This window comes from Variovorax robiniae, from assembly GCF_037889955.1.
GTDB lineage: Bacteria > Pseudomonadota > Gammaproteobacteria > Burkholderiales > Burkholderiaceae_C > Variovorax > Variovorax robiniae.
Genome location: NZ_JBBKZS010000001.1, coordinates 620696 through 636981, shown reverse-complemented (window position 1 = coordinate 636981; position 16286 = coordinate 620696). Strand labels below are relative to the sequence as shown.

Annotated in this window: 14 protein-coding genes and 2 pseudogenes; 2 read left to right on the top strand and 14 right to left on the bottom strand. The window is 66.9% G+C overall.

Annotation, left to right across the window (positions count from 1 at the left end; all coding sequences use genetic code 11):
* Position 1: 1 nt before the first annotated feature.
* Positions 2-1534: a tripartite tricarboxylate transporter permease gene (locus tag WKW79_RS02730; RefSeq protein ID WP_340333553.1), complete on the top strand. Its 1533-nt coding sequence runs from the start codon at positions 2-4 to the stop codon at positions 1532-1534.
* A gap of 6 nt (positions 1535-1540) precedes the next feature.
* Complete coding sequence (locus WKW79_RS02725) at positions 1541-1846, top strand: hypothetical protein (protein ID WP_340333552.1); 306 nt, start codon at positions 1541-1543, stop codon at positions 1844-1846.
* On the opposite strand, the gene WKW79_RS02720 is transcribed toward WKW79_RS02725, so the two are convergent.
* From WKW79_RS02720 to WKW79_RS02655, 14 genes and pseudogenes are all read right to left on the bottom strand, one after another.
* Positions 1819-3021 (bottom strand): MFS transporter, encoded by a 1203-nt coding sequence (locus WKW79_RS02720; RefSeq protein ID WP_340333551.1) that lies wholly within the window; start codon positions 3019-3021, stop codon positions 1819-1821. The two genes, WKW79_RS02725 and WKW79_RS02720, sit on opposite strands and share 28 nt — an antisense overlap.
* A 74-nt stretch (positions 3022-3095) precedes the next feature.
* The gene (locus WKW79_RS02715) at positions 3096-3473 is read right to left on the bottom strand and encodes a VOC family protein (protein ID WP_340333550.1); all 378 of its coding nucleotides are present in this window, start codon (positions 3471-3473) and stop codon (positions 3096-3098) included.
* A gap of 23 nt (positions 3474-3496) precedes the next feature.
* On the bottom strand, positions 3497-4972 hold the full coding sequence (locus WKW79_RS02710) for an SRPBCC family protein (protein ID WP_340333549.1): 1476 nt from the start codon (positions 4970-4972) through the stop codon (positions 3497-3499).
* A 9-nt stretch (positions 4973-4981) separates the two neighbouring features.
* On the bottom strand, positions 4982-5452 hold the full coding sequence (locus tag WKW79_RS02705; protein WP_340333548.1) for a nuclear transport factor 2 family protein: 471 nt from the start codon (positions 5450-5452) through the stop codon (positions 4982-4984).
* A gap of 39 nt (positions 5453-5491) precedes the next feature.
* Positions 5492-5926, bottom strand: coding sequence for an SRPBCC family protein (locus tag WKW79_RS02700; protein ID WP_340333547.1), 435 nt, complete (start codon positions 5924-5926; stop codon positions 5492-5494).
* Positions 5927-5929: 3 nt separating this feature from the next.
* Positions 5930-7618: a flotillin family protein gene (locus WKW79_RS02695; protein ID WP_340333546.1), complete on the bottom strand. Its 1689-nt coding sequence runs from the start codon at positions 7616-7618 to the stop codon at positions 5930-5932.
* Between the two features lie 34 nt (positions 7619-7652).
* Complete coding sequence (locus WKW79_RS02690) at positions 7653-8483, bottom strand: phosphoenolpyruvate hydrolase family protein (RefSeq protein ID WP_340333545.1); 831 nt, start codon at positions 8481-8483, stop codon at positions 7653-7655.
* Between the two features lie 36 nt (positions 8484-8519).
* Positions 8520-9728: pseudogene (locus tag WKW79_RS02685) on the bottom strand (Tm-1-like ATP-binding domain-containing protein); the annotation flags it as partial.
* A gap of 561 nt (positions 9729-10289) precedes the next feature.
* Positions 10290-10796: pseudogene (locus tag WKW79_RS02680) on the bottom strand (ABC transporter ATP-binding protein); the annotation flags it as partial.
* A complete protein-coding gene (locus WKW79_RS02675) occupies positions 10796-11632 on the bottom strand; it encodes an ABC transporter ATP-binding protein (protein WP_340333544.1) in 837 nt (278 codons plus the stop codon). The pseudogene WKW79_RS02680 and the gene WKW79_RS02675, both read right to left, overlap by 1 nt.
* The gene (locus WKW79_RS02670) at positions 11632-12885 is read right to left on the bottom strand and encodes an ABC transporter substrate-binding protein (RefSeq protein ID WP_340333543.1); all 1254 of its coding nucleotides are present in this window, start codon (positions 12883-12885) and stop codon (positions 11632-11634) included. Before WKW79_RS02670 ends, WKW79_RS02675 begins: the two co-directional genes overlap by 1 nt.
* A 16-nt stretch (positions 12886-12901) precedes the next feature.
* Positions 12902-14059 carry a branched-chain amino acid ABC transporter permease gene (locus WKW79_RS02665; RefSeq protein ID WP_340333542.1) on the bottom strand — a complete coding sequence of 386 codons (1158 nt, stop codon included), beginning with the start codon at positions 14057-14059 and terminating at the stop codon, positions 12902-12904.
* Positions 14056-14997: a branched-chain amino acid ABC transporter permease gene (locus WKW79_RS02660; RefSeq protein WP_340333541.1), complete on the bottom strand. Its 942-nt coding sequence runs from the start codon at positions 14995-14997 to the stop codon at positions 14056-14058. The genes WKW79_RS02665 and WKW79_RS02660 overlap by 4 nt, the downstream gene beginning before the upstream one ends.
* Complete coding sequence (locus WKW79_RS02655) at positions 14994-16277, bottom strand: metal-dependent hydrolase family protein (RefSeq protein WP_340333540.1); 1284 nt, start codon at positions 16275-16277, stop codon at positions 14994-14996. Before WKW79_RS02655 ends, WKW79_RS02660 begins: the two co-directional genes overlap by 4 nt.
* Between the last annotated feature and the right edge of the window lie 9 nt (positions 16278-16286).

The window sequence follows — 16286 nt, the reverse complement described above, 5'->3', positions numbered from 1 at the left end:
CATGGAAGCCCTTCACAACCTCGCCTTCGGCTTCGAGCACGCGCTGACGTATTCGAACCTTCTCTACTGCGCCATCGGCTGCGTCGTCGGCACGCTCGTCGGCCTGCTGCCGGGCCTCGGCCCGCTGGCCACGATCAGCCTGCTGCTGCCGCTGACGTACTCCATCCCCACCACCGGCGCGCTCATCATGCTGGCCGGCATCTACTACGGTGCGCAATACGGCGACAGCGTGAGCGCCATCACGATGAAGATCCCGCATGCGAGCAGCATCGTGGCCTGCATCGACGGCTACCAGATGACGCTCAAGGGCAAGACCGGCCTCGCGCTGTTCACTGCCGGCGTGTCCAGTTTCATCGGCGGCACCGTCGCGATCATCGTGCTGACCTTCCTGGCGCCGACGCTGGGTGAAGTCGCCTTCCTGTTCGGCCCGGCCGACTACTGCGCGATGATGCTCGTGGGCTTCGTCTGCGTGAGCTTCGTGACCACCGGCAGCCTGCTCAACGGGCTGGCGATGGCGATGGTCGGCGTGCTCCTCGGCCAGATCGGCACCGACGTGAACAGCGGCACCGCCCGCTTCACGATGGACCTGCCCTTCCTCTTCGACGGCGTGGGCGTGGTGAGCATTGCGCTGGGCTGCTTCGGTATTGCCGAGGTGACCAAGAACCTGGACTCGCGCGAGGAGCGCTCGCCTTTCAACGGCAAGATCAACCTGATGCCGACGTGGGCCGAGTTCAAGCGGATCATTCCGAGCGCATTGCGCGGCAGCGCGATCGGGTCCTTCCTGGGCATCCTCCCCGGCGGCGGCCCGACCATCGCCCAGTTCGCGGCCTATGCCATCGACAAGAAGGTCAGCAAGTACCGTGACGAGATCGGCACCGGCTGCATCGAAGGCGTGGCCGGCCAGGCCGCAGCCGACGAAGCCGCCGCACGTACCAGCTTCATCCCGCTGATGAGCATCGGCATTCCGGAGAACGCGGTGATGGCACTGATGCTGGCCGCCTTCATCATCAAGGGCATCCAGCCCGGTCCGAACATGATCGCCGCCCACCCGGAGCTGTTCTGGGGCCTGGTCGCCAGCATGTGGATGGGCAACGTGTTCCTGCTGGTGCTGAACGTACCGCTGGTGCGCTACTGGCTGTCGGTGTTCAAGATCCCGTACGCGGTGCTGTTCCCGTGCATCCTGTTCTTCTGCTGCATCGGCACCTACAGCGTCAACAACAGCATGGAAGACCTCTACATCACGGCCGCCTTCGGTCTCATGGGCTACATGTTCATGCGGCTGGAACTGGACCCCTCGCCGCTGATGCTGGGCTTCATCCTCGGGCCGATGCTGGAAGAGAACTTCCGCCGCGCGATGCTCCTGAGCCGCGGCAGCTTCGCGACCTTCGTCCAGCGTCCGATCTCCGGCACCTTGATGGCTTTGATTGCGGTCTTCGTGGTCTGGCAATTGGTCGCGTTCGTGCTGCAGGTGCGCAAGAAGAAGATGGCGGGGGATGTTGCGCCCATCGATCCGATCGAGCAGCCCGCCGGCTGATTGCGGATGTTCGAGGTGACGGACGAAGTGCGCGCAGTCGCCCGGATGGAGCTTGACAGCCATCCACCGTCCGTCGGCCTGCGGCGTCTTTCAGAGCGCTTCAAACTGCAGAAGATCGACCTGGCCTGGGTCGCCACCGAGGTGTTCGACAACATGCTGGTGCCGGATGTGGAAGCGATCTGGAACTGGGACTTCGCCGGCAACGGCGAGGGCCATCCCGATGCGGAGTTGGACGCCTTGCTCTCACATCTGTTCGTCCATCCCGTTGGCCCCCGGCGCAGGCATCAGCGGTGGGCCGGCGGAATCCAGTAGGCCAGCACCCCCGCCGCCACCAGCGCAATCAGCCCGGTGGCGGCAATGCCCAAGGCCAGCGACAGGCTGGCTGCCAGCAAGGACAGCAGGGCAGGGCCGGACGATGACCCGATGTCCGACATCAGGCGCCACACGCCCAGGAAGTGGGCCCGACCATGCCGTGGCGAATGGTCCGCGCCGAGCGTCATGATCATTCCCGAGCCGATGCCGTTGCCGAAGCCGATCGCCAATGCGGCGATCAGCAAGGTAACGAAGCCATGGGTCAGCGGCATCAGCAGCATGGCCACGCCCATGATCACCATCGACGGCACCGCGACCCAGCGCCGGCCCTTGTGGTCCATCACTTTGCCTGCGGGGTAGAACACCAGCATGTCGATGCCACCGGCCAGGCCGTAGATCAGCGACGCCACTGCGGGTGCCAGGTCCAGATGCTCGGCCCACAACGGAATGACGGCCTGCCGCGAAGCTCGCACCGCACTCACCAGCACCACGCCGATGCCGATGGTGAGGAACACGCGTCGATGGTCCCGCAGCGTCGAGACGAGCGTGGGCGCCGCGACCTGACCGGGCGGGGGCGGGGGTGCTTCCAGGTCCGGAATGCGCGCCCCGATGGCCGCCGCGCCCAGCACCCCGGCGATCCCGATCGCATAGGCCGCCTCGAGGCCATAGGCATGCACCGCAGCGGCCGCGAGGAAGGGCCCGATGAACATGCCGATGCGCATCACGCCGCCCAGCGTCGACAGCGCCCGCGCACGGTACATGACCGGCACCGCCTCTGTCATGTAGCTCTGCCGCGCCAGGTTGTAGACGGCCTGCGACATGCCCACCATGAGGCAGCCCGTCGCGAACAGGCCCAGGTGCGAGGTGAAGACGCACAGGGCCATGCCGAGGCCGCTCCAGAGGCCCGCTACGACGATCGCCCAGCGCTCGCCCCAGCGCATGGTGATGAGCGAGGCCGGAATGTTGTTGAGCAGCGAACCGATGCTGATCAGCGCGACCATCGGCGCGGCCATGGATACCGAGGCGCCGAGATCGCGCGCCGTCAGCGGAACGATGGGAAGGATGGCGCCTTCGCCGATGCCGAAGAGCAGGGAGGGGCCGAAGGCCGGGATGGCGATCTTGCGCAGCGAGAACTCAGCCGGCGGAGACGAGGCGGGCGGGGAAAGGGGAGCCATGCAGGATTGTCATGGCCCTGTGGCGTGGACGCAGAGGCGCGGCGGATTGTCCGACGTGCCTGCTCAGCATGAACTCATGGCTGCTCCGACGGATCGAAATCCAGCTCCACCTTGGCCCCGTTCGGGTCATGGCAGAACAGTTGCCACGTTCCCGCGCCAGCCTGCTGCCGCAGGTCGTACTTGACGCCGCTCGCGTCGAACCGCGCCTTGACTTCACGCAGGCCCTGGGCGGTGAAGGCCATGTGGTCGATCACGCCGGTGCGCTGCGCCGGCACGGGGCGGCCGAAGTACATGTGCAGCACCGCCTGCGGGCCGGTGCCGTAGAGCCAGGCGCCCGGGAAGCCGAGGTCCGGGCGATGGCCGATCTTGAGGCCGAGCAGGCCGGTGTAGAAATCCAGCGTCTTCTGCTCGTCTTCCGCGGTGATGGTGAAGTGGTTCATGCCGACGATCATGGGCGAGTCTCCGGTGGGCGAATTCATGGGACGAGTATGAGCGCTCCGGTGGTGGCGCGCGATTCGAGCCGGGTGTGCGCCTGCGCGGCGGCGTCGAGCGAGAAGCGTTCGATGGGGGGCGGAAGGATGTCGCCATCCGCCAGCGCTTTCCACACGCGCCGGGCACGCTCGGCCAACTGTGCCTGCGTCGACACATAGTCGAACACCACGGGCCGCGAGAAGCTCAGCGACTTGGCCACCAGTGCATCGGGTGGCAGCGGCGTCAAGGGGCCGCTGGCTTGGCCCAGGCTGATCCAGTGACCGCGGCGGGCGAGGGCGGCGAGGTTCTCGTCGTGGGCCGCGTCGCCCAGTCCGTCGATGACCACGTCGGCACCGCCGCAGAGATGCTGCACCGCGTCGGCAAAGCGGTAGTCCCGGGTGACGATCACATGCTCGCAGCCGTGGTCGCGGGCGATGCGGGCCTTGGCATCGCTGGACACCGTGCCGATCACCGTGGCGCCCAGCCTGCGCGCCCAATGGCACACCAGCAGTCCGACGCCACCCGCAGCCGCATGGACCAGCAGGCGCGTGCCACGCTGTACGCGGCCCAGGTCGTGCAGCAGGTAGTCGGCCGTGATGCCCTTGAGCAGCAGCGCGGCGGCCATCTCGTCGTCCACGGCGGCAGGCAGGCTCACCACCCATTCGGCCGGCACGCTGCGCACGCCGCAATAGGCGCCCGGCATCGGGCCGAGGTAGGCCACGCGGTCGCCGGCGAGGAAGCCCGAGACATTGGGGCCGACATCGATCACGCCGCCCGCTGCTTCCATGCCCAGCACGCCTGGCGAGCTGGCCGATACGGGCAGCATCTGCGGTACCCAGCCGCGGCGCAGGTACACGTCGAGGTAGTTGATGCCGATGGCGCGCTGCTGGATGCGGACTTCACCGGCGCGCGGTGGCGCGGCCTCTGCGTTCTCCGCGCGCAGTTCCTCCGGGCCACCGTAGAGTGTCAGCACCACGCGTCGCGTCGGCGCGGGCAGGGCGGTCGGCATCGCGCCGCCGCGGCCCGCTTGCATGTCGCTGCCCCGCAGCAGATGCTGTCGCAGGTTGTCGAACCCGGTCTCGTACACGCCCTGGGCCACGGTCTCGCGCAATTCGTGCTCCATGCCCGGCGGCGTCGCAAAGGTCGACTCCCAGTGCCAGAAGGTGCGGTTGCCATCGGTCACCGGCTTTAGCGTCACCGTGGCCACATAGCGCTGCAGCGGCAGCGTGGCCTCGACGATGCAATAGGTGCTCTTGTGCTGCGTGTCGTCCAGTGTCAACAGTTGCTCGCGGATGCGGTTGCCGTCCTTCAGCGTGAAGCTGCGCACGCAGCCGACCTGGTCGCTGCGCTCGTTGCCCTCGATGCGGCTCTCCGCGATGGCGCTGTGCCACTGGTCGTGGCTGTTGAAGTCGCGCAGCACGGCCCAGACGCGTTCGATCGGTGCGTCGATGACCGTGGAGCGGACGACTTTCTGCAGCATGCGGCGGGTCTATTTTTTCTTGAACTTGAGCTTGCTGCCGTCGAAGGTGCTGACCATCGCGGCCATCAGGCCGTTGTGCGTGATGTACGCATCGGAGCCGGTGTAGGGCTCCTCGAGGAAGTCGGCTTCTGCCTTCCAGTTCATGGCGATCGTGTCGCCCACCTGGATGCCGCTGACCTTGCTGAAGCGGATGCCCTTCAAGCCGTCCGGCGGCGCCTTGACGAAGCCCGCGAACAACTCGCCGACAGCAGCGCGACCCTTGACGACCTGCCCGTTGGGCAGGTGGATCTGCGCATCGGCCGGGTACTGCGCCATCAGGCGATTCCAGTCGGAGTGGTTGAGCGCATCGAGGTGCTCGGCGATCACTTTCTCCACGGTGCGTTGCTTCTTCAACGGCGGCAGCTTCATGGGTTCGGACCACGCGCTGGCGGCGCAGAGGCCAAGCGCGCAGACCACTGCCAATTCCTTGAGTCGCTTCATGGGGGATGACCTTCCAGGCGCGGTCTCGGATGGGAGGCTTCAGCGCGCGGACCGCTTCAACGCGTCGAAGCCTGCTTGGAAGACGCCGTTGCCGATCGACTCGGTCAGCTCGCGCTCGCGGCCGGCATCGCATTCGAACTCGGCGCTCCATTCGGCGAAGCAGCGAGCGCCATCGGTCACGGGCGTCAGCTTGAGCGTGGCGACGTATCCGGTGACGCCCATCGGGCTTTCGAGGATCTCGTAGGTGCAGCTGTAGTCATAGTCCGACAGGGCCAGCAGCCGCTCGCGGATCATGCCACCGTCCTTCAGGTGAAAGTGGCGGATGCAACCGATGCGGTCGGCCGGCTGGCCGTTTTCGATGCGGCTGTCGGCGATGAGCGGATGCCACTTCGGCAGGCCGTTGAAGTCGCGGATGCGCGACCAGACGTTGTCGGCGCTGGCATCGATGACGCTTGACGTGTAGACATTGACCACGCGCTATTCCTTCTTGACGGCAGCGGGCAGTGCGGCCTGCGAGCCGCTGGCGTCGCCGACCAGGCGCTGGATGTCGCCGCCCTCGATACCGATCTCGCGCAGCAACTGGTCGACCAGCGGCGCTTGTGCGCGGAAGCGCAAGGCCGAATTGACCATGCCATCGGCGAATCCTCCGCCCTCGCCATTGACGGAGCCGCCGCCCTGCGAGCCACCAAGGCCGTCGACGTGCATGATCTTGATGCTCTCGATGCGCTCCATCGGCCGCACCGATTCGCGGATGATGGCCTCGGCCTTCTCGACCAGCTTCATGCGAAGGGCGGACATGCGCGCCTCAGGCGTGAGCATGTTGTGGGCCTCGTTCATCATGCGGGCGGCGTCGGCCTCGATCTCGGCGCGCACGCGCATGGCCATCGAGCGGATCTTCTCGGCGTCCGCATCGGCTTCGGCCTGGGCGCGTACCGCGGCGCCGCGGGCGGTGCTCGCGTCGCTTTCGGCTTGCGCGGAGGAGGTGAGTCGCAGCGCGTCGCGTTCGGCGATCTGCGCGGCGGCGATCAAGTCGATGGCCTTCTTGCGCTCGGCCATCTCGACTTCGCGGGCGGTGAAGACCTTTTCCTCCGCCGACACCGCGAGTGCACGCGCCGCCTCGGCCTCTGCCACCGCCTCGCTTTGCGCCTTGCTCTCGCGCGCCACCGAGATCGCGCGCTGCTGCTCGGCCAGTTCAAGCGAGGTGCGGCGCTCGATCTCTGCGCTCTGGATCGCGCGCTCCTTGCCGATGCGGCCTTCCTCGATCGTCTGCTCCGAGCGGATGCGCGCCGTGTCGATGCTCTGCTTGGCAACGATCTGCGCGTTCTCCGCCTCCTGCTCGCGCTGGGCACGCTCGGTCGACACTTCGGCGCGTTGGCGCGCACGGGCCATCTCCAGCTCGCGCTGCTGCGCCAGGCGCGCGTGTTCGCTCTCGCGGTCGATGTCGAGAGAGAGCTTCTCTGCTTCCAGGTTCTTGTTGCGGATGGCGATGAGCGTGTCCTGCTCGACGTCGTTGCGCTGCTTCTTGCGATGTTCGATCTGTTCGGTGAGGCGGGTCAGGCCCTCGGCGTCGAAGGCGTTGCTGGGGTTGAAGAACTCCATGCCGGTCTGGTCGAGTTGCGTGAGCGAGGCGGCTTCGAGTTCCAGGCCGTTCTTGGTGAGGTCTTCGGCCACGGCATCGCGCACGCGCTTGACGTACGCGCCGCGCTTCTCGTGCAGTTCTTCCATCGTCATCTCGGCGGCGGCGGTGCGCAGGGCATCGACGAACTTGCCTTCGACCAGTTCCTTTAACTGTTCGGGCTCCATGGTGCGCAGGCCCAGGGTCTGCGCTGCAGCGGCGACGGCTTCCTCGCTGGTCGCGACGCGCACATAGAACTCGGCGATCACGTCCACGCGCATGCGGTCGCGCGTGATGAGCGCCTTGTCGCGGCCACGGCTCACTTCGAGGCGCAGCGTGTTCATGTTGACCGGGATCACGTCGTGCACGATGGGCAGCACGAAGGCGCCGCCGCCGAGCACCACCTTCTGCCCGCCGAGGCCGGTGCGCACGAAGGCGCGTTCCTTCGAGCTGCGCAGGTAGAGCCAGTGCAGGAGCCAGACCGCGATCGCGACGACGATCGCGACCACGATCAGCCCGAGGATGAAACTTCCGAATTGAGCGCCTGACATGGGTGTCGTCTCCATTGATCCAGTGGTGTGTCGTCTATCGCGCGATCTCGACGAAGCGTCGCGTGGTCTCGGTCAGCGCCACCTCGGTGGGCAGGCGCTCCATCGAACTCGCGCCGTAGAAGCCGGCGCAGCTCGGGCAGTTGGCGAGGATGTAGGCCGCGTCATCGGGCGTGGCGATGGGGCCGCCGTGGCACAGCACGATGACCTGCGGGTTCACCTCGTGCGCAGCAGCGGCCCAGGCGTTGACCAATGGCACGCAGTCGGGCAGCTTGAGCGCGGTGTCGGCGCCGATCACGCCGCCCGTGGTCAAGCCCATGTGGCAAACGATGATGTCGGCCCCCACGCCGGCCATGGTGCGGGCTTCGGCTTCGCTGAAGACGTAGGGCGTGGTCAAGAGGTCGAGCGCGCGGGCTTTAGCGATCAGCTCCACCTCCAGCCCGTAGCCCATGCCGGTCTCTTCCAGGTTGGCGCGGAAGGTGCCGTCGATGAGCCCGACGGTCGGGAAGTTCTGGATGCCCGAGAAGCCGAGCGAGATGATCCGCTGGAGGAATTCCTCCGGGATCATGAACGGGTCCGTGCCGTTCACGCCGGCCAGCACCGGCGTGTGCTTGACGACAGGCAGCACCTCGTGCGCCATCTCGCAGACGATCTCGTTGGCATTGCCGTAGGCCATCAGCCCCGCGAGCGAACCGCGCCCCGCCATGCGGTAGCGGCCCGAGTTGTAGATGACGATCAGGTCGATGCCGCCCGCTTCCTCGCACTTGGCCGACAGCCCGGTGCCGGCGCCGCCGCCGATGAGCGGTTGGCCGGCCGCGATCTTGGCCCGGAAGCGTTCCAGCAAGGTGGTGCGTGCGATGCGGGGCATGGTGCTGGGTTCTCCTCGCTGTTGTGGTCTTGTTGTTCAGGCGCGGCGCATGCCGGTGGCCGATCGCGACGACACATCGTTCCAGGCGGCGACCAGGGCATCTGCAAAGGCCTCGTCGTTGATGTGCAGCGGCAGGCGTTGGAGCTTGCGATCCGGGCCGGTGCGGAAGCCGGTCTCGATGGCAGTGAACAGGGCGCGGTCCGCTTCGGGGTCGTGGAAAGGCTGGCCGGGCTTGTCGATGGCCGAGACGCCCCCTTCGGGGATGAGGAAGCGCACCGGGCCGCGCATCGCGTTGAGCTTGGTGGCGATGAACTCGCCGATGAGGCGGCACTCGTCGGGCGTCGTGCGCATCAGCGTGACGTTCGGGTTGTGGCGGTAGAGCCTGCGGCCCTTGAAGCGTTCCGGCACCGTGTCCCACGCGCCGAAGTTGACCATGTCGAGCGCGCCGCAGGAGCCGACGTAGGGCAGGGCGTGCCGCGCGAACACGTCGAGCCGGGTCGGCCCGGCCGAGAGCGTGCCGCCGACGATCTCGTCCGCGATCTCGGTGGTGGAGACGTCGATGGCGCCGACGATGAGTTCCGAATCGGCCAGCTTCTCCATCGACTGGCCGCCGACGCCGGTGGCGTGGAAGACGAGGCAGTCGTACGTGTCCTCGAGCTTCTTCGTCACGGCCTGCACGCAGGGCGTGGTCACGCCGAACATGGTCAGGCCGATGGCCGACTTGGCGACGGTGGAGGTCACGGGCGGGTGCGCGATCATGCCGGCCAGCGCGTTGGCTGCATTCGCCAGCACCAGTTCGCTGATGCGATGGATGCCCTGCACGTCGGTCACCGAATACATCATGCAGATGTCGCTCGGGCCGACGTAGGGGCGCGTGTCGCCGCTGGCCATGGTCGAGACCATCATCTTGGGCACGCCGATGGGCAAGGCGCGCATGCCTTGCGTGGCCATCGAAGTGCCGCCGGAGCCGCCCGCGGAGATGATGCCGCCCATGTCGCGGCGCGTGAGCAGGTAGTGCTCGAAGGCGGTGGCCATCGCGGTCATGGCCATGCCACGGTCGGTGCCGAAGACGGCGGATTCGCCTTGCGGGTGGTGGCGCGCCACCTCGCGGGGATGGACGCTGGCAGGGGAGGGCTTTCCTGATGTCGAGAGGTCGACGGTGACGACGCGCATGCCGAGCTTTTCCAGGCACTGGCGCAGGAAGGCGAGTTCGCGGCCCTTGGTGTCGAAGGTGCCGGCGACGTAGGCGGAGCGGGCGCTGCTGGCGGCGACGGGGAATTCGAAGACGCGGGGCGATGCGCTGGCGGCCGGGGTTGCGGTGGACGTTGATGCGGCGGGCGTCAACGCAGGTGCCGGTGCCATCGAGGCTTGCCGTGGAATGTCGGCAACGGGCGCGGCCGTGCCACCCGCGTTCCAGCGCGTGAAGCCACGCACGGTACCGGGCGCCACGTCGTCGAGCGAGGGCGCGCCGTCGCCATGCGCACGGCGGACCGTGAAGACCTGCGTCGTCGCCGCGGCGGCGATGTCACGAGGCTCGGCCTGTGGATCGTCCTCTTCGTCCGTCCCGCCTGAACGAACGCCGAGCAAGCGCTCCTGCAACTCTCGATCGGCGGCCAGTTGCGAGGTCGGCATCACCTGCGCGATCCGACCATTCACCATCAACCCGATGCGGTCGGCCACCGAGATCGCAACGCCCAGGTTCTGCTCGATCAGCAGCACGGCGATCCTGCCTTCGGCGGCCAGGTCGCGCAACGCTTGCGCCACCTGCTCGACGATGACCGGCGCCAGGCCTTCGGTGGGCTCGTCCATCACGAGCAGCTTGGGGTTGAGCAGCAACGCGCGGCCGATGGCGAGCATCTGTTGCTCGCCGCCCGACAGTTGCGCTCCACCATTGCTGCGCCGCTCCGCCAGGCGCGGGAACATCGAGTACACGCGGTCCACATCGCGCCGCTTGCTGGCCACCAGTCGCAGCGTTTCGTCGACCGAGAGCGAGGGCCACACGCGCCGGCCCTGCGGCACATAGGCAATGCCGCGCTTCGTGATCTCGTTGGGCGCCATGCCCAGGATCTCCTCACCCGCCAGCCGCACGCTGCCACGCGCCGGCACCAGCCCGGTGATCGCGTTGCACAGCGTGGTCTTGCCCATGCCGTTGCGCCCGACGATGCCCAGCACGCCCCGCTCCAGCGTCAGGCTCACGCCTTGCAGCGCGTGGGCGCGGCCATAGTACACGTCGAGCCCATCGACGACCAGCACCGGGCCATTGCCGGCGATGGCATCGCCCTTGTCCCGATCGCTGCCGCCAAACCAGGCCATCAGTGCTTGCTCCCCATGTAGATCGCCTGCACCTGCGCGTCGTTCTCGATCTCATCGGGCGTGCCGGTGCGCAGTTCGCGCCCGTTGTGCATCACCGTGACGCGGTCCACGACGCGCAGCGCGATGTCGAGGTCATGCTCGATCAGCACGAAGCTCATGTGCGCCGGCAGCGAGCCAAGCAGCGCGACCAGTTCACGCCGCTCGTGCGGCGACAGTCCGGCAGCCGGCTCGTCGAACAGGATGAGCCGCGGTGCACCGGCCAGCGCCATGCCGATCTCCAGTTGCCGCTGCTGACCGTGCGCCAGGTTGGCGACCCGCTCGTCGGCGATGTGGGTGAGGCGGGCGCGCTCCAGCAGGTCATTCGTGGCCCGCGTCGAGGCATTGTTGGCCCGCGCCCGCAGGAAGCTGAAGCGGCCGCTGGCCACGCCGCGCACCGCCAGGAAAAGGTTGTCCCGCACCGTGAGGTCGCGGAACAAGAGCGAAGACTGGTACGTGCGCCGCATGCCCTTGCGAATGCGGTCATGCGGCGGCAGGTCCGTGATGTCTTCGCCGAAGAAATGGATGCGACCGGCCGTCGGCGGAAAGTCGCCGGTGATCGCATTGAACAGCGTGGTCTTGCCCGCGCCGTTGGAGCCGAGGATCGCGTACTTCTGGCCCGCCGTGACAGTGAGCGAGATGTTGTCGACCGCCTTCAGCGCACCGAAGGCGCGTGTCACCCCGTCCAGCCGCAGCGCGTCGCCCGAGAGCAGCTGTGCGCCGCTGCCGCCCGCAACGGTGTGCGGGCCGGCTACAGCGCGGTGCGTCGCGCGGGGCCTGAGCGGGGTGATCGAGGCCATCAGGTCCGGCAATCCGGCACGTCGCGCGTGCCCAGGCCCATCTTCTTGAAGTCCGCTTCCGGCAGTCCCAGCGTCTGCGTGATGTTGGGCACCGACTTCACGACCTTGTTGTAGAAGGAACCATCGGGTGCCTTCGTCACTTCGGTGATGTAGGTGGTGCCGACGCCGTTGCGGTTGCCGTCGATCTTCACGTCGCCGGCCGGGCCCTTGAAGTTGGTCTTCTGCAAGGCCTCGCGGTACGCCTTCTGGCCGTTCGACAAATCACCCTTCACCGCATCGAGCGCGTCCAGCGTCGCCTTGGTGTTGATGTAGTAGAGGTAGGCGAACAGCGACGGGCTCGGGAAACCGTCCTTGAAGTTGGCCTTGTAGTCGGCCACGAACTTCTTCCACTCCGGCGTGTCGATCGAATCGGCCATCGGCCCGGCCGACGCCGTGCCCAGCAGCGACTCGCGGCGCTTGCCCTTGAAGTTGAGCACCGTCTGGTCCACCGTGATGGAGCCGCCGACCATCGGCTTGTCGCCACCGGCCTGCTCGTACTGCGTAAGGAAGTTCACCGCATCCGAGCCGCCCAGCACCACGACCAGCGCGTCGACGTCCTTGGGAATCTTCGCGATCACCGAGGCATAGTCCTTGGTGCCCAGTGGCACCCACGCCTTGTCCACCACCTTGCCGCCCTTGGCGCAGTAGCTGGCCATGAAGCCCTGCACCTGCGAATACGGGAAGCCGTAGTCTTCGGCGATCAGGTAGGTCTTCTTGTAGCCCTTGGCCAGCACATGCTCGCCAAGGCCCACCATCCACTGCGCGCCCTCGGTGTTGAACCGGTAGAAGTTGGGCGCCGGGTCGCCCCAGGTCGCGGCCTGCGCGCCCGATGAGCCGTTGATGAAGGTCACGTTCGGCTGCGTCTTCGCATAGTTCTTCACCGCGATGCCTTCGTCACCCGACAGCGGGCCGATCATGATCGGCACCTTGTCCTGCTCGACGGCCTTGCGCGTGGAGTTGACGGCCTTGTCCGGCGTGGCGTCGGAGGAGACCTTGATGAACTCGATCTTCTTCCCGCCGGCCATGCCGTTCTTTTCCTTCAGCGCGAGGTCGGCGCCGCGCATGCCGTCCTGGCCGGGCGCCGCGAACGGGCCTTCCAGCGATGCCAGCAGACCGATCTTCAGGACCTCCTGCGCCTGGGCCAGCCCGCCCATGCTGATCAACGCCGCGGCAGCCACGATGCTGCGCGCGAACAAACGATTGCCTCTGCTCATGTCTCGCTCCTTCTTGTCATCGATGAATGCGGCCACTGCCGCGGTTGGGGGAAAGCATGTCGACGCGGTTGCGCAGGTGTTGCCACAGGCCCAGCAATCCGTCGGGGGAGAAGAGGACGATGGCGAGGAACACGCCGCCGATCACGAGGTTGAAGCGTTCGCGGTCGACCAGGTCGATGGCGAAGTTCTGCAGGAGCACGAACACGATCGCGCCGATGAAGGCGCCGATCGGGTGCTTCATGCCGCCGAGCACGGCGATGATGAGGATGTTGATCATCGCGCCGGTGCCCACGGTGCCGGGCGAGATGCGGTTGTTGTACCAGACCATGAGGATGCCGCCGATGGCCGCGAGGAAGCCTGCGACCGCGTAGGCAGCCACACGATGCGCCGTCACGTTGTAGCCCAGCGCCAGCATGCGGCGCGGGTTGTCGCGGATGCCTTGCAGCGCAATGCCGAACGGTGCGCGGATCAGGTGCTTGACGAAGAAGTAGCCGGCGAGCGAGCAGGCCAGCACCACGAAGTAGAAGGGCATCGGGTCGCGGAAGTCGATCCCGAACAGCACCGGCGGCGCGATCTTGCTGAAGCCCTGGAAGCCGTTGAAGACGGTGTAGTTCTGCTGGGCCAGGTAGAAGAAGGCGACGCCCACGGCCAGCGTGATCATGATGGTGTAGATGCCCTCGGTGCGCACCGAGAGCCAGCCGATGCCTGCGGCAACCAACGTGGCCAGCGAGATCGCGACGATGAGCGCGAGCCACCACGGCCATCCGAGGCTGATGGCCACATTGCTGCTGGTGCCGAAGATGGCGAGCATGTAGGCCGCGAAGCCCGCGACCGTCATCTGCGCCAGCGACACCATGCCGCCGTAGCCACCGAGAAAGGTGAGGGAGAGCGCAATCAATCCCAGTGCGAGCGATTGCGCGCCGATCTGGAAGGTGAAGAAGGGCGATGCGAAGAAGGGGTAGGCGAGCACGAAGGCCAGGACGATGGCGTGCCGCCACTTGATGGCGCGGATCGAGGCGCGCCAGCGGGACCAGGATTCGGTTGGTGCGTGCGCGGATGAGGCTGTGGGCTGCGTGCCGATGGGATGCACGATCGCTGTGCCTCGCGCCGCCCGCGACAGATCGGCAGCCGTGGCCGACGAGTTCATCGCGCGTCGCCATTTGGCGGCACTCATGTGTTCTTCCCCATCAGCCCACGCGGCTTGAACGCCAGCGCCACCACCATGATCACGAAGGTGAAGACCACGCTGTAGGTCGGCGCATAGGCCAGCCCGAACTGTTCCGCCAGGCCGATCAGCAGCGCCCCGATGGCCGCGCCCACCACGCTGCCCATGCCACCGACGATCACCACCACCAATGAGGCCAGCAGGTAGCGCGTGTCCTCACCCGGCGAGATCGACAGCGCCGTGCCACCCACCACACCTGCCAGCCCGGCCATCCCCGCGCCGATCGCAAAAGTCAATGCGAACACGCGCTGCACGTTCACGCCCGATGCCGCCAGCATCCCCCGGTCATCCACCCCGGCGCGGATCATCATGCCGATGCGGGTGCGCGTGAGCATCAGCCACAGCCCGACGCCGATCACCACCGAGGCCACGAACACGAAGATGCGGTAGGTCGGGAACTTGTTGACCAGCGGCAGCGTGGTCGAGCCGTAGATCCACGAGGGCGGGTCGAAGGTGTAGATCTCGGCGCCCCAGATCCACAGCGCGATGTCGGCCATCACGATGGAGAGACCAATCGTCACCAGCGTCTGCCGCAGGTCCTGCCCCTGCATGTGCCGGAAGATCAGCACCTGCATCAGCAGGCCCAGCACCGCCGCCGAAAGAAAGCCCGCAATGACCGCCAGCACCCACGAGCCCGTGTGCTCGCCGACATACCAGCCGATGTACGCGCCGACCAGGTAGAGCGAGCCATGCGCCAGGTTGACGTTGCGCATCAGGCCGAACACGAGCGTGAAGCCGCTCGCCACAAGGAAGTACAGCGAGGCCAGCGTCAGGCCGTTGAGAAAGGTCTTGAAGAACAGCGTGTAGTTGTCCCACAGCGCCCAGACGACGAACACGGCGATGGGCACGCCGAAGAGCAGCCACAAGAACCAGCTCTTCTTGCTCACGCAGCCCGCTCCCACTGCCGCTGGGACGCAATCTCCGGCGCCTTCGCGAACTCGCCGTCCTTCATCACCGCCAGGATCCGCTTCGGGTCGCGCAGGATCGACAGGTTGGCGAGCGGGTCGCCATCGACCAGCAGCAGGTCGGCCAGGTAGCCGTCCTTGATGACGCCGAGTTCGTCCGGCTTCATCATGATCTGGCCGCCGTAGAGCGTGGTGCAGCGGATCGCCTCCATCGGCGTGAAGCCGAGGTACTTGACGAAGAACTCCAGGTCGCGCGCGTTCTGGCAGTGCGGCGTGAAGGCAAAGCCGTAGTCGCCGCCCGGCAGGACGCGAATGCCGCGCTTGTGCATCTTCGAGAGTGAGACGCAGGCGGCTTCCCATTCGATCTGGTAGCCCATGTCCACGGCCATCGCGTGCGTGATGCCCCACGGCTCCGCCTCGTACAGCATCGCGTAGAGGATCGCGATGCCGGGCGCGACAAAGACATGGTCCTTGGCGGCTTCGAGCATGTCGAGCGCTTCCTCGTCGACAAAGCTCGCGTGGTAGATCAGGTCGATGCCGTGGCGCAGCGCCTGCTTCACGCTTTCCGAGGAGCGCGCATGCGCCACGCCACGCTTGCCGCGGATCTTGACCTCGCGCATCGCGGCGGCGACTTCCTCGTCGAGCATCCACGCGGTCTCCGAAGGCGACTGCGGCGTGAAGTTGTCGCCCGAGAGGTTGAGCTTGATCGAGTCGACGCCGTACTTGAGGAACATGCGCACCGCCTTGCGCATCTCGTCCGGGCCGCTGACGTTGACGCCGAAGCTGAATTCGGGGAAGGGCAGGTGGGGCAGCGTCTCGTCGCCGAGGGCGCCTAGCACAGTAATCTCCTGGCTGGCCGCGAGGTAGCGCGGGCCGGGGATCTGGCCGGCGTTGATCGCGTTGCGAATCACCACGTCGAGCCGCGGCTTGGCGCAGGCCGCGCCCACGCACGAGGTGAACCCGGCCTGCAGGTAGCGCTTGGCGACCTTGGCGCACCACAGCACATGCTCCTCCAGCGGCATGGTCTGGATGGCGGCCAGCGAGGCCGCGTCGTTCCAGGAAAAATGCGTGTGGGCCTCGCACATGCCGGGCATCAGCGTGGCGCCAGCGCCATCGATGATCTGCGCGCCGCCGGGCGAGATCGGCGCGGTGCTGCGGCCGACCTGGCGGATGCGGTTGCCGCGCACGAGCACGCTGCCGGAGTAGGGGTTCTGCCCCGTGCCGTCGAGGATGCGGACGTTGGTGAAGACGACATCAGCCATGTGCTTCTC

What these genes read in the sequence shown, in the direction of transcription:
- WKW79_RS02705 (WP_340333548.1), bottom strand. Translation starts at nt 5,452, where the DNA reads ATGAAGCGACTCAAGGAATTGGCAGTGGTCTGCGCGCTTGGCCTCTGC.
- WKW79_RS02710 (WP_340333549.1), bottom strand. Translation starts at nt 4,972, where the DNA reads ATGCTGCAGAAAGTCGTCCGCTCCACGGTCATCGACGCACCGATCGAA.
- WKW79_RS02675 (WP_340333544.1), bottom strand. Translation starts at nt 11,632, where the DNA reads ATGGCCTCGATCACCCCGCTCAGGCCCCGCGCGACGCACCGCGCTGTA.
- WKW79_RS02695 (WP_340333546.1), bottom strand. Translation starts at nt 7,618, where the DNA reads ATGTCAGGCGCTCAATTCGGAAGTTTCATCCTCGGGCTGATCGTGGTC.
- WKW79_RS02725 (WP_340333552.1), top strand. Translation starts at nt 1,541, where the DNA reads ATGTTCGAGGTGACGGACGAAGTGCGCGCAGTCGCCCGGATGGAGCTT.
- WKW79_RS02690 (WP_340333545.1), bottom strand. Translation starts at nt 8,483, where the DNA reads ATGCCCCGCATCGCACGCACCACCTTGCTGGAACGCTTCCGGGCCAAG.
- WKW79_RS02715 (WP_340333550.1), bottom strand. Translation starts at nt 3,473, where the DNA reads ATGATCGTCGGCATGAACCACTTCACCATCACCGCGGAAGACGAGCAG.
- WKW79_RS02670 (WP_340333543.1), bottom strand. Translation starts at nt 12,885, where the DNA reads ATGAGCAGAGGCAATCGTTTGTTCGCGCGCAGCATCGTGGCTGCCGCG.
- WKW79_RS02720 (WP_340333551.1), bottom strand. Translation starts at nt 3,021, where the DNA reads ATGGCTCCCCTTTCCCCGCCCGCCTCGTCTCCGCCGGCTGAGTTCTCG.
- WKW79_RS02730 (WP_340333553.1), top strand. Translation starts at nt 2, where the DNA reads ATGGAAGCCCTTCACAACCTCGCCTTCGGCTTCGAGCACGCGCTGACG.
- WKW79_RS02655 (WP_340333540.1), bottom strand. Translation starts at nt 16,277, where the DNA reads ATGGCTGATGTCGTCTTCACCAACGTCCGCATCCTCGACGGCACGGGG.
- WKW79_RS02665 (WP_340333542.1), bottom strand. Translation starts at nt 14,059, where the DNA reads ATGAGTGCCGCCAAATGGCGACGCGCGATGAACTCGTCGGCCACGGCT.